Consider the following 12,928-nt stretch of genomic DNA (forward strand, 5'->3'; position numbering starts at 1 on the left):
AGTTATCAGTTATCAGATGTGAGTTTTTAGTTTACTGTTTACTGATTACTGATTACTGGTCACTGTTTTAGAGTCGTCGCCAACGACGGCCATCGCGGTTAAGGAGAAATTCCGCTTCTGTGGGTTCCCAGGTACCCGCTTCGTATTGGGGTACGGAGGCGGGATCGGAGGGAGCGTCCCAAGCGGCGAGAGCGGGAGTAACGATGCGCCATGCTTCTTCTACCTCGTCAGAACGGGTAAATAGGGTTTGATCTCCTAGCATAGCGTCTAAAAGTAGGCGATTATAGGCATCGGCGCTGGTGACACCGAAGGAGGAACCATAACTAAAGTCCATTTCTACCGTGCGCGTGCGTAATTCCGACCCCGGCATTTTTGCCTCAAAACGGAGGGCAATGCCTTCGTTAGGCTGAATCCGCATACTCAGTACATTTGCATTAGTTTGTTGAGCTGCCGATTGGAAGATTAATAACGGCACATGGCGGAATTGGATGGCAATCTCGGAAACTTTTTTGGGCAGACGTTTACCGGTACGCAGATAGAAGGGGACACCCTGCCAACGCCAGTTATCGACGATTAATTTCATGGCGACGTAGGTGGGAGTGGTCGATTCTGGATTAACCCCCGGTTCTTCCCGATAGCCCGGAATGGGTTTTCCTTTCATCCAACCGGCTTTATACTGGCCGCGGATGGCGGATTTTTCCAGGTTATTAATATCGGCCAGGTGAGTCGCTTGTAGGACTTTGACTTTTTCGCCGCGGACACTATCAGCGTTGATAGCGTTGGGTGCTTCCATCGCCGTCAAGCAGAATAACTGCATCAGGTGATTTTGCACCATATCGCGCAAAGCTCCCGATTTTTCGTAATATCCGGCCCGCTCCTCCACTCCCACGGTTTCGGCCACGGTAATCTGGACGTGATCGATAAATTGACGATTCCAGAGGGGTTCAAAGATAGCGTTAGCAAATCGGAACACCAATAAGTTTTGGACGGTTTCCTTGCCTAAATAGTGGTCAATGCGATAAACTTGGTTCTCCTGACAAACCTCTTGTACGACTCGATTGAGAACTTGGGCAGAACTGAGGTCTTTGCCAAAGGGTTTTTCGATCACTAAGCGGTGTTTAATTGGATCTTTCAGCATTCCGGCCGCCCCGAGGTTTTTAAGACCGGGGGGAAAGAAATTAGGAGAAACCGCTAGATAAAAGACTCGATTGCCGCGGGTTCCCCGGATTCCGTCTAGTTCTTCCAGAAAGACTTTCATTTTGGCGTAACTTTCTGGGTCGTCCATGTTGCCGGGGAAATAGTACAACCCTTGGGCGAAGTCTTGCCAATATTCCTCACTGCCAATCCCGTCGGAAAATTCTTCGATGCCTTGGCGCATCTGTTGGCGAAAATAATCATGACTCCACTCTCGGCGCGCTGTACCGACGATGGTTAATTCGGCCGGTAGTCGTCTTTCCCGTTTCAGTTGATAGAGAGCAGGAACCAGTTTTCTTTGGGTTAAGTCTCCCGATGCCCCAAAAATGACTAAGATTAGGGGTTCTGGGGTTCTTTCTTGTCGCAATCCCACTCGGAGAGGATTTTCGAGCAGCTTTACCATAGGATTTTGTCTAGCCGAGGTGCATTATTTTCCAGTCTAGCGAGAATACTCGACGGCATACCTAAAGTAAAAATTAATAACCACAATCAGTGATCAGTGATCAGTAATCAGTGATCACTGATCATACTAAATCTGGTTATTAAAGACTGATTATTTATTCGTCCTTTTGCATGAGTGCCTAGGCCTTTTTGAAATCAAACAGTGCCAGGCATGGGAGTGAGCGGGGGGAAAATTGGGGGACTTTTTCCCTGAAAATTAGGTAATTGACCTCCTAAAAATGGCTGAAACCCCACAACCTACCCCTAGGAAAAACTTTTTGCCGCAAACCCTACTTATTTTTTGGCGGTTTTAACACAATCGAGGGTACGGACGATGGCGGCTGCTGCGTAGTTACGACGGGCGGGATCGTTTGGTACAAAAGCACTACCCTGCTCGTTCAAGGGAGAGGCCACAGCGCAAAATCCCGACATCTGGGTAATTAAACCAGCGGCCCAATGACCGGAAGTATCGGAAAAATTGACGGGGGTTTTAGTTTGGGCTAAATCGGGGGCCTGTTTTTGCTGGGTTTTCAGGTAGGTGGCGGCCTGTTTGAGAATCGCCATCAATTCGGCCCTAGTGATGGGGTCGGTGGGACGGAATTCGCCGTTAGCTCTGCCGGCAACAATACCATTAGCCCGGGCCCATTGGATTTTTTTGGCACTCCAGCGCGTCGCTTCTACGTCGTTAAAACTGCCGCTGCCGGGGGGAATATCTTCTAGGTTAATTTTGGTGACAGTTCCCATCCCCTCAATAATCATCGAGACGAATTGTTCCCTGGTGACGGGATTTTCGGGGCGGAAGGTGTTATCTTCTTTGAAACCGGCCACCACCCCAAGGGCGATCGCTTTTTCGATCTCAGTTTTATAGATATCGCCGCTAATATCCCGGAAACTGGCCCCAGAACTGGGGGGGGGAGTGGTTTCGTTGATGGGCGGTCTGCCGGCGGCCGCGAGAACTTCCGTTTCTTTGCCGCTAAAGTAGAAGTGGCCTAAACTTTTGCCCTGGAAAGTACGACGGCTAAATCTCCAACCCGGTTCGAGGATAATTTTCATAAATCCTGTTTGCATTCCTCGGGTTCTTCCCACCACTAATTCCGGTCTGCGAGCATCCCGGGGAGTTCCCACTAAGTATAATTCGCCATTGCGTTCCACAATACGCAGGATGTAATCTAGCCCAAAATCCCGGCCATCGAGACGGATAGAATAACCATTACTATCGGTGGCGCGGCGACAAATGCCGGTAAAGTCAAAGTTGAGGAGCAGCGGGTCGATCATGACCGGATTTGAGCCGCTTTCGCTCCAACACTTCTGTTTTCCCTGGATTTGTTCCAATACTAGCAGGTCAAATTTATTGCCTCCGTAGGGACGAGCGATCGCTACTATCTGGCTCTGCTCGATCTCCTGTTCATCAAAGTTGGCCGCTGGTGTGGCAGTTATGCCCAAGGTCATTAGGGCGGTTAGGGCGATCGATAATCTGGCTTTCATAATCTTTATCTGTAAGACGATTTTTGCAGTAAAAATAATAGACGTGCTAATCCCAATATTCTAAGACTGAATACTTCCAGTTGTTGTTCCAGACTGCGCCGGATTGTTGTCTGTCTGCACAAGTTTTCTCTCAATCTTCAATTTCCGAACCTATTTATCCTGGCAATATTCTGATTAAACTGGTGGGTTGATCAATATTAATTCGGTTAGCTGTTGAAACTGGGGAGATTTTGGCAGATTGTCGAAAATTTTAGCCAGCCATTTGAGTCTTAGGCTAAGATGGGGAGAGAGGCTTTTAATTGGCCGCAGCCCTTGACTTCCTCACAGGATTTAAGCCCAGTAATTGCCTAAATAATTGCAATTAATCGATTGAGGGCTATCAGTGCCGCGGTGAATTATCATAGTTCATTAGCTCTGGTGAGCCATTGCCCTTTCTTTGGTGTGTGTGTGAGGTAAACAATTATGAGTAACTCCCCCGGTGATCCTTCTCCTCGTCCTCATCTTTTTCTGAGTATCGGTCGATTTTTACGCCGGCCTTCTACTTTAATTGTCGGGGGAATTACTCTCCTAGGAATTACCTCCCTTGGCTATTTTACGACTCGTTATTTAGTTTATGAACGTCTCACCCCAATTTTAGATAATATCTTCAGTGAAATGCTGCACAGACCCGTCAGGGTAGGTAAGATAGAGGGCTTTTATTTTAATCGCATTCGTATGGGTAAATCGGAAATTCCAGCTACGGCCAATTCTGCCGATAGTTTATCTATTGATGCGATCGAATTGGAATTAAATCCGCTGCCCTTACTTTTAGGTCTGCCGCTGCCAGTTGATGTCAAGTTAATTAATCCCAGTATTTATCTGGATCAGGATAGAAATGGTCAATGGCTCGATAATTTAGAAAAAATAGCTAGTAACTTAGATCGGGAGGCACCTATTAAGTTAAATCTGGGGTTTCAGGTGGAGAAGGGAGCTATTACTATCCAACCCTATGCCCTGAAAAAACCGATAGAAATTAAGGCCGATGGTCAAGGAAGATTTATTGATAATCAAGAGCAGCCTCTCAGTTACGATTTTAGCGCAGAAATCCTCAAAAGTCAAGTAAAAATACAAGGAGAAACGGCGTTAAAAACGGGTGAAAGTCAAACTAATTTTCAGATCGATAGTTTAAACTTAAGTGAACTATTAACTTTAATTCCTGAGGGCAATTTCCGATTAAATCAAGGTCAAGTAAATGCTAATATTGCTCTCAATATTCCCAGTTGGGCAAAGCTAAATCAAAGTCAAGGTAATGGCAATTTTCAGGTGAGGGAAGTAGGGGGAAAATTCCAACCTTTCCAGTATCCAATTAAGCTAACAACTAAGTTAAATTTACAGGGAGATAAAGTATTAGTTGAACAAGCGATCGCCAGTATTGGCAAGATTAAAACTGAGGTAAAGGGAGAAGTAAATTGGCAAACTGGTTATCATCTCAAGGTCGCTCTAGAATCGGTGGATTTACAACAGCTTTTAAGAATTATTTATCTGCAATCACCTCTAGATTTACGGGGAGAGGCAAAATCTACTTTTCAAGTGACGGGAAAATTAGATCAACCTCTAATTAAAGGAACCGTTAGCAACAGCAAACCGATTATTTTTGAGAAAATTACTATTCAATCAATAACCAGTAATTTTCAAACAAATCTCAATAGTCTTAATTTAGATAAAATTCAAATTAAACCCGTCGCAGGTGGAGAAATTAAAGGAGAAGGAAAATTACAGTTAAATATTCTGCAATCCTTGCAAAAAAATCAACCTCTTGACGGAACAAAAATGCCGATTAATTTAAATTTAAAAGCGCATTTTCCCACGAAAAAAATTATATCTCAATTGGCAACAATTCCCGCTCAAATTAATATAAGCGATCTGCAAGCTAACATCAAAGCTAGAGGTAGTTTAGGACTGCCTCAATTATTAATTAATTGGCAAATACCCAGGGTTAATCAGTCAGGATTAGTCAATGTTGCTGGGGAGGGCAAAGTATTTTTAGGTGGCAACAAAATAAATTTAACCGATACGGTAATTAAAACAAATGGCGGCAGAATACAGATTAATGGTAATGGTGATTTTACTAGCAAATTAGTCCAGGCAAAAATCACGGGTAATAATTTTTTATTGACTCCTTTTCTGCCTATCGTTTGTCAATATGTAGATAGTATTTGCCCCTACCTAGAAACCTTAGAGCCGTTAAATTTAGAGACAGCTAATATTCAATTTAGTGGCAAAATTGACCAACTTAATGTTAATAGTTTAAACGGAATTGCTAACTTAGAAATTAGCGGTAAACAAGGCACAATTTTAGTCAATAGTCAAGTATTGCAAGGAAATCTTCAGGCTAACGCTTTCTTAGCGGGATTGCCGATTAATTCCCTATTGCCTAACTTACCAACTCAGGTTAAACTATTGCGATCGCAGATTAATTTACAAGGTTATTTAGGGGAATTACTGAATAATAAAAATAATATTTTCAGCAGTTGGCAAGGTCAAGGTAATATACAGTTATTAGTAGATAATAATCCTTTAATTGCCACAGCCAAACTGAATCGAGGTTTTCTGACAGGAACAGTCAACACCGGGGGGATTAGTCTCAATCCTCTAGTGGAAAATTTAACAGTTCCCGTCAGTTTAGGCAGGACAAAAATTAACTTTACTGGTAGAATAAATTCTCTGATTAGTGGTACTTTAACAGATTTACAAACTTGGCGCGGAGAGGGAGATATACAGTTATTTGTCAATAGTCAATCCCTAAGAACGATAGCCCAACTGGAACAAGGTATTTTAAGCGGTATAGTTAATACGGCTGGGATTAACTTAAATCCGTTTTTACCCAAGATAAATATTCCTATTAGTCTAGGAAAAACCCAAGTCAATTTCACGGGTGCAATCAATAATTTACTAGCGGGAAAAATCCCTAATTTTTCCACCGTCAATGCTAGGGTAAATACTCGCTTAATAGTAGATAATAATCCGATCAATACTGCTATTCAATTAAACAACGGAATTTTTAATATTTTCAGTAGCTTAGAGAGTTTTCAGACTAATATTCCCCTAGCGTTGAATATTGATCAAGGGAGTTTTCAAGCAGCGGGAAATGCCCAAACTATTTTCGACTCCCTGCTAGAAAAACGACTCAACTTAAGCAGTGTCAAAGCAGTTTTCAACTCTCGTATTAATGTAGCTAAAGGAGAAATTAAAGCTAAGGCACAACTGAATAATAATTTATGGCAAAGTGATATTATTGCCGCTAATCTCGATCCCGCTGCCGTACTAGGGCAATTACCAGGAATAAAATCAATCTCGATTCCTAACTTAGATTTTAGGGCCAATTTAGCGGGAAACATTCAAGAAATTTGGCAGGGAGTAACACCAATTCAAGTTAATAATCTTTCGGCACAGTGGGGAGAAAATAACTTTGATGTGCGAGGAAATATTCTTTTAGCTAATCTTATCAGTCAACCCGATATCGCTGAGGTTAACTTAAATCTACAGGCAAAAACTGACTTTTCTACTGTACCGCTAACGCAGATTATATCGCTTTTACCGATTGATTCTAACCTAAAACCCAGAGAATCGACACTGACAGGGATCGGAGAATTTCAAGGAAAAATCACAGGAAAAAATCTCTTAACTGCGTGGCAAAAAGTGGGAAATATAGAAATCAAAGGAGATATAAATTTAGCTAACTTTAGCATTAATGATCGACCCTTTGAACCTATCTTAAAAGGAAGTATGCAAGCAGGAATCGGTCAAAATATTAGTTTAAATCTGCGGGGAAATCAGGACATTATTGACCTAACTTTCGATCCTTGTCAACAAAAGAATTGTCTGCTGCCCTATCTTCCCTTAGCGATAAATATTCGCCAAGCTTTCGGAAATAAAACTCCTTTTCTAGCAACAGCTAAACGAAGCGGAGAAAATTTAAATGTTCAGATTGCCGATTTTCCCCTAGAAATCCTGAAAATATCTGCCGCGGCAGCCTACAATGTTCCGGGGATTATTGCTGGACAAGTGAATGCTAATCTAGACATCAATTTATTTAACTTACAGGGACAGGGACAACTAGAGATTAATCAACCTAGTTTAGGTAACTTAATCGGGAAAAAATTAACGGCAAAGTTGCTTTATCGGGATTCCATAGTTCAACTGCAAGCGGGGAGTTTACAAGCGGGTGCAAGTCAATATAATCTGCAAGGTTTATTTAATTGGCAAACCCAAGCAATAGAAGCTAAACTGAGGGTAGATCAAGGTTATATTCAAGATTTATTATCGGTTGCTAGTATCTATGATTTAACCAGTTTAATCAACCTTTTCTCCTCCGAGAATAACCAGACTATTCAACTTAGTCCCCTAGAAGTAGGTAATCCCGAAGCTTCCCTAGCACAACAGGTAAATTTGCGGGCAAAAATTGAAGAAATAATCCAGCAATTAGCACAGGAAAGAGGGGTAGTCGGGATACCTTCCGAACTAGATTTTCGCGGCCGTTATCAAGCAAATATAGCCTTAACTGGGACTTTAAAAAATCCCGATCTTAGCGTACAATTTCAGGGCAATCGATGGGAATGGCGACCCCAAAGACCGACAGTAAATATTGTTAACCCTCTGGGAATTGTCACCACCGATACCCAGTTAATTCCGATTGATGAAGTAACAATTAATCTTACCTTAAATCGTCAGTTGCTCAGGATAGAACCGATTAGATTAAAGTCACGAGATTCTTCCGTATTCTTAGCGGGTGATTTTTCCCTAAACAAAGTAGAGGGAACTTTTGCCGTGGAAAATCTTTCTCTCGATCTCTTGAGAAATTTTGTGCAGTTTCCCTTGGATGTATCCGGTAGTCTAAAAACTCAAGGACAAATTACAGGAACTTTATTAAATCCTCGTCTTCAGGGTAACTTTGCCTTTATTGATGGTGCAATTAATGCCCAAAATATTAATCAAGATATAATTGGTTTATTTACCTATAATCAGTATCGTTTTGATTTGCGGACAACCTCCTCCGAATCAATCCAACTCTATGCCAGCATTCCCTATCCTCCCTTACCCGGTGATGATCAATTAAAAATCCAAGCAAAATTGGGAACCGATGCACTCAAATTAATTGAAGCTATCAGTCAAAACACCATCGAATGGGTTAACGGTGAGGGAGAGGTAGTTCTTTCAGCGACGGGAAGATTAGATATAAAAGAGGGTTTAAAAATCAAAGATTTAGAAGCAAATGGTATAGTTACTCTCGATAATGCCGCTATCCGTAGTGTTACTTTTCCAGAGATTTTAACCGTAAATGGCCGCATTGGGTTAACCCCTGAAAGCTTAACAGTACAGGAATTAGAAGGCTCGATCGCTGACAGACAAATTTCTGTAGTGGGAGTTTTACCTTTCTTTCAAGCCATCAAAAATAATCCTCATCCCTTAACAGTTAATATTCAAGAGGGAGATATAGCAATTAATGGTCTTTATCGGGGATTAATTGCTGGGAATGCCATGGTAACGGGAACAATTCAGCAACCAATTATCGGGGGAAATTTGCGTCTTTCTCGCGGTAAAGTTTTTCTTCCTCGCACAGCAGAAGTTAATCAAGAAACGGATAAACCAGTGAGTCGCTGGCTGCAGCCTCTCAACATTCCTCAGACGACTAATATTACTCCGGTTTTAAATAATTTTCAAGTGTCTTTAGCGGGATTATCAATCGAACAAGAACCTTTGTATCAATTTGATTTTAGTGGTGCTTTAACCTTGAACGGTTCCCTCACACCACTGGAGAAATTACAAACTAATGGAGTAATTAATCTCGATCGAGGACGGGTTAGTTACATCGATACTCGTTTTCTTCTTAACCGACGTAATCAAAATGTTATTGTTTTCGATTCTAGTCGTGGGTTGGGACTTTTTAATCCCTTTGTTGATATTCAACTGCGAACAATTCTCAGCGAATTTTCTCAATCTCGTGATTTTGCAATCTCCCGTCCGGGGGGGGATTTTCCTAGTAATGAAATTCCCGATGATAGCCTCAATCGCATTCAAAGGATCGATGTCACTCTCAGCGTTGAAGGGGAATTAAACCGCTTGCTACCAAATTTAGGTCGTAATATCAATGAAGTGTGCCAAATTCGTCCCGATAGTCCACCTTTTCCCCTAGAGGAAAACTATACAGATGCAGAATTACAAAAAGCCGCTAATTGTCTACAAGCATTGGCTTTTGCTGGGGGTAAAGATGAGGGATTGCTTAATACTCCCCTAGTTAAATTAACCAGCACTCCCCCCCGCAGCCAAGGAGAAATTGTTCGACTTTTGGGGGAACAATTGCTGTCGGTTTTTAATGGTTTACAGGGGAAAAATACGGAACAATTAATTCAGTTTGGAGTGGTTCAGTTGGCGATTCCCCTCTTAGCCCAAGGATTCGTGTATGATGTGGAGAATGCGGTTAGTAATGCGATCGGGGCAACGGATTTTAATATTCTTCCCAATTTGGAAACCGTCTATCGAGTTAATTCCCAGTCTTTTATCCGCTTCTCCTACGATTATAATTTGAATGAGTTTACCGTCCGCTATCAAACTCAATTTTAAAGTCAGATGGCTGGATAAAGAGGTAAAATCGGGTTATACTTAATTACTAGGAGAAACCCTATAGCTAGATCTAGCAGTTATTTTAATGGTGAGGTATGAGATTTTCGGTTTGGGGAGATGGGAGACAGGAAACGATGCCCTATTAGGTTACACTTCATCTTGACCAGAAACGCTGTAGGAAATAAAAAATAGTCTTTTGTTACTTTTTACTTGATCTTCCATGATTATTCGCGAGGCTAAAGAGACAGATTTACCAACAATTATCGATATCTATAATGCTGCTGTTCCCACTCGCAAGGCAACCGCAGATTTAAAGCCTATTTCCCTCGAAAGTCGGCGAGAATGGTTTAAAAAGCACGATCCTGAACAGTATCCCATCTGGGTAATAGCACTCGAAGGTCGGGTGGTGGGTTGGCTGAGTTTACAGATGTTTTATGGTCGTGTCGCTTACCAAAAAACGGCAGAGGTTAGTTTATATATTGCCCCCGATTATCAAGGTCGTGGCATCGGTAAATTATTAGTAGAATATGCTCTGAATTGCTGTCCAAAATTGGGTATATCTAATCTTATCTGTATTATTTTTGCCCACAATCAAGCCAGTATTCGTCTCTTTGAAAAATTCGGCTTTCAACGATGGGGTTATTTACCTCAAATTGCCGAACTAGACGATTTTCTGGCTGATGTGGTCATTTTAGGGAAAAAAATCGCTTAAATAGGCAATTCTCCCCATAGCTAGACTAAATTCTAGACTTAATTGAATATCAATATTTTCCGGTTCCCCTAGAGATGATTTCTGGGTGAGAGAAAAGAGATAGTCTTTATGGATATTCCTTACTCTTTATGCTAAATTAACACACAAAATGCCAAGACAACATACTTCTAATACTAAATCTTGTTTAAAAGGTTTAGGGGAGTAGCGGAGCATCGAAGTAGATAAATCGATTAGGTTAAGCTTTGTATCGAGGGCATTCCAGATATACTATACTCATTTTACAGCGTTTCTCATCAAGATGAAGTGTAACCTAATTTGGTATCGACCACCGACTCCCTAAAACGACAACTTCCTACCTCATCATTAAGATAACTGCTATAACCATGAATAATTTTAAAATACTGCTCATCGGTTACGGTAATACTTTAAGAAATGATGACGGAGTGGGAGTGAGAATAGCCGAAATTATCGCCGAGGAGAATTTGCCTAATGTGCAAGTCATCGCTACCCATCAATTGACTCCTGAGTTAGCAGCCGATATAGCTGATGCTTCCCTAGTTATTTTTGTTGATGCAGTATTATCTAATCAAACCGATATCCAGATAGAAAATTTAGCGGCAGTTACGGAATGGAATAATTTAGGTCATTCAGAAAGTCCCGCTTCTTTATTAGCATTAACTCAAGCAATTTATCAACAAACTCCCAGCGCCTGGGGAATATTTATTCCTGCTATTAACTGTGAATTTGGTGAAGAATTATCAACAATAACTCAAAAGGGCTTGACAAATGCGATTAAAGCTATTAAGAAAATTATCACTTCTGAGGATTTGACTGAATACCAAAAGCAGGACTTTGATAATCTTCCGGCAGATAATTTTCAGGAATAGTGCTGTGATTGCCATCCCGGAGAGCCTTGTAGTGAGGAGACATAATTTCGATACCGACTTCGTTACATTTATCCTGAATATTTTGATGTAATTCAGAATAAATATACACCATTTTGCTAGGATGATCAGTGTAGGCATTTAGCTGATAGCTGACATAAAAATCATCGAGACTGGTTTGCAAGACAAAAGGAGCAGGTTCTGAGACAATAAATTTAGTTGCTAAGGCTGCTTCTTTCAGGGTTGCGTGAACCTTACGCCAAGGTAAATCATAACCGAGAGTGACTGTGGTTTGCAAAATTAAAGGCTGTTTGAATTCCCGTTGAGAGACGCTAAAGTTAATCACATTGGTGTTTAACAGCGATGAATTAGGAATCGTGATAATTTTATTAGCCGGTGTGCGAATACGGGTGACTAATAATCCTTTTTCAATCACATCTCCAATAACATCACCAATAGAAATTTTATCTCCTAGTTGAAAAGAGCGGGTATAGATGAGGATAATTCCTCCCACCACGTTAGCGATAGCAGAGGTGGAACCCAAGGAAAATAGTACCCCTAAAAATACCGACACCCCCTGAAAAGCAGGAGAATTAAATCCGGGTAGATAGGGAAAAGCTATGACTATAGCTAAGGCAATTATCAGCAGTGACAGTAAATTATAGGTTGGTTTTGCCCAATCGGGATAGAAACCATGTATTACTAAATTTTCTCTTTCCAATGCAGTGAAAAATGGTTTAATTGCTCTCAACAGATAGTGAGTTATAAAAACAATTATCAGTATAATAAAAATATTGGGTAAATATTTTGCTATCTCTTGGGAAATAACTTCCAAAGCACTAAAAAAGTATTGCAGAAAACCATCACCAAATTTTCTAGTCCAGGGAAAAAGACGAAGGACAAAAGTTAAATAAAAATAGAGAATAGTTAAAATAATCAGAGTGCGGATAAATTGCAAAACTCTTAGGGAAAAAATTCCTATTGTCTGGGAACTAATAATTTCAAAATTTTGGAATACGACCCCAGGAACTAGGGAGGTGATTAATCTCTGACTCTGGGGAAAAACCCGCGAAGATATAAAAATTATTACCCAGAAAATTAAGACCGTGGCTAAGGTAGCACTTACTGTCAAAACTGCATCTTTGAAGAGGTTATCTGGTTGACGTTCTTGACGATAACGGACAATGGCCGCTTTAATCTTTGCTAAGGCTCGTTCGGCCAATACTTCTTGACTTACCGCGTGTAATTTGGCATCTTTAGAAGTAATAGTAGCAATAACCGTATCTCCCAAAATAATCGAAGGGTTTTTGTCTTCAGGATCGATTTTTATAGTTAAATCTTCAGGAGAAAGAGCATCGTCATCGGCAATTTTTTCAATTCTGGCTGTAATCGATTTCGCTCTTTCTTGCGCTGAAAAAGAACCTATTCCCTGCCGAATAGTAAAAAGTTCTTGATTATCAAGCATGACGGGAAAAACTTCTCCCAAAGTTTCCAGGGGTGTTTCCTGTCCCTGTTTAGCAGGATTATTCTGGGCTGCTATTATGAAGATGGGGGATAAAGTCAGTAACAAAACTAAACAAAACAGCCCTAAGTAACGCCAGATTTTTTTCAT

At 41.0% G+C, this 12,928-nt stretch carries 6 protein-coding genes; 3 read left to right on the forward strand and 3 right to left on the reverse strand.

What is annotated here, in order from left to right; translation table 11 throughout:
* Window positions 1-67: 67 nt before the first annotated feature.
* Together zwf and myaer_RS03975 are read right to left on the reverse strand one after the other, a co-directional pair.
* Window positions 68-1,597 carry a glucose-6-phosphate dehydrogenase gene (gene zwf, locus myaer_RS03970; RefSeq protein WP_046661041.1) on the reverse strand — a complete coding sequence of 510 codons (1,530 nt, stop codon included), beginning with the start codon at window positions 1,595-1,597 and terminating at the stop codon, window positions 68-70.
* Window positions 1,598-1,929: 332 nt separating this feature from the next.
* Window positions 1,930-3,120: a DUF3747 domain-containing protein gene (locus myaer_RS03975; protein ID WP_046661042.1), complete on the reverse strand. Its 1,191-nt coding sequence runs from the start codon at window positions 3,118-3,120 to the stop codon at window positions 1,930-1,932.
* A 462-nt stretch (window positions 3,121-3,582) separates the two neighbouring features.
* On the opposite strand from myaer_RS03975, the gene myaer_RS03980 reads away from it, so the two are divergent.
* The 3 genes from myaer_RS03980 (at window position 3,583) to myaer_RS03990 (ending at window position 11,319) form a co-directional block, all read left to right on the forward strand.
* The gene (locus tag myaer_RS03980) at window positions 3,583-9,720 is read left to right on the forward strand and encodes a translocation/assembly module TamB domain-containing protein (RefSeq protein ID WP_046661043.1); all 6,138 of its coding nucleotides are present in this window, start codon (window positions 3,583-3,585) and stop codon (window positions 9,718-9,720) included.
* 220 nt (window positions 9,721-9,940) lie between these two features.
* Window positions 9,941-10,432, forward strand: coding sequence for a GNAT family N-acetyltransferase (locus myaer_RS03985; protein ID WP_046661044.1), 492 nt, complete (start codon window positions 9,941-9,943; stop codon window positions 10,430-10,432).
* Between the two features lie 383 nt (window positions 10,433-10,815).
* Window positions 10,816-11,319 carry a hydrogenase maturation protease gene (locus myaer_RS03990; RefSeq protein WP_046661045.1) on the forward strand — a complete coding sequence of 168 codons (504 nt, stop codon included), beginning with the start codon at window positions 10,816-10,818 and terminating at the stop codon, window positions 11,317-11,319.
* Here myaer_RS03990 and myaer_RS03995 read toward each other — a convergent pair.
* Window positions 11,246-12,928 carry a mechanosensitive ion channel family protein gene (locus myaer_RS03995; RefSeq protein ID WP_046661046.1) on the reverse strand — a complete coding sequence of 561 codons (1,683 nt, stop codon included), beginning with the start codon at window positions 12,926-12,928 and terminating at the stop codon, window positions 11,246-11,248. The two genes, myaer_RS03990 and myaer_RS03995, sit on opposite strands and share 74 nt — an antisense overlap.

The organism is Microcystis aeruginosa NIES-2549, from assembly GCF_000981785.2.
Taxonomy (GTDB): Bacteria; Cyanobacteriota; Cyanobacteriia; order Cyanobacteriales; family Microcystaceae; genus Microcystis; species Microcystis aeruginosa_C.

What these genes read in the sequence shown, in the direction of transcription:
- myaer_RS03985 (WP_046661044.1), top strand. Translation starts at nt 9,941, where the DNA reads ATGATTATTCGCGAGGCTAAAGAGACAGATTTACCAACAATTATCGAT.
- myaer_RS03980 (WP_046661043.1), top strand. Translation starts at nt 3,583, where the DNA reads ATGAGTAACTCCCCCGGTGATCCTTCTCCTCGTCCTCATCTTTTTCTG.
- myaer_RS03990 (WP_046661045.1), top strand. Translation starts at nt 10,816, where the DNA reads ATGAATAATTTTAAAATACTGCTCATCGGTTACGGTAATACTTTAAGA.
- myaer_RS03975 (WP_046661042.1), bottom strand. Translation starts at nt 3,120, where the DNA reads ATGAAAGCCAGATTATCGATCGCCCTAACCGCCCTAATGACCTTGGGC.
- zwf (WP_046661041.1), bottom strand. Translation starts at nt 1,597, where the DNA reads ATGGTAAAGCTGCTCGAAAATCCTCTCCGAGTGGGATTGCGACAAGAA.
- myaer_RS03995 (WP_046661046.1), bottom strand. Translation starts at nt 12,928, where the DNA reads ATGAAAAAAATCTGGCGTTACTTAGGGCTGTTTTGTTTAGTTTTGTTA.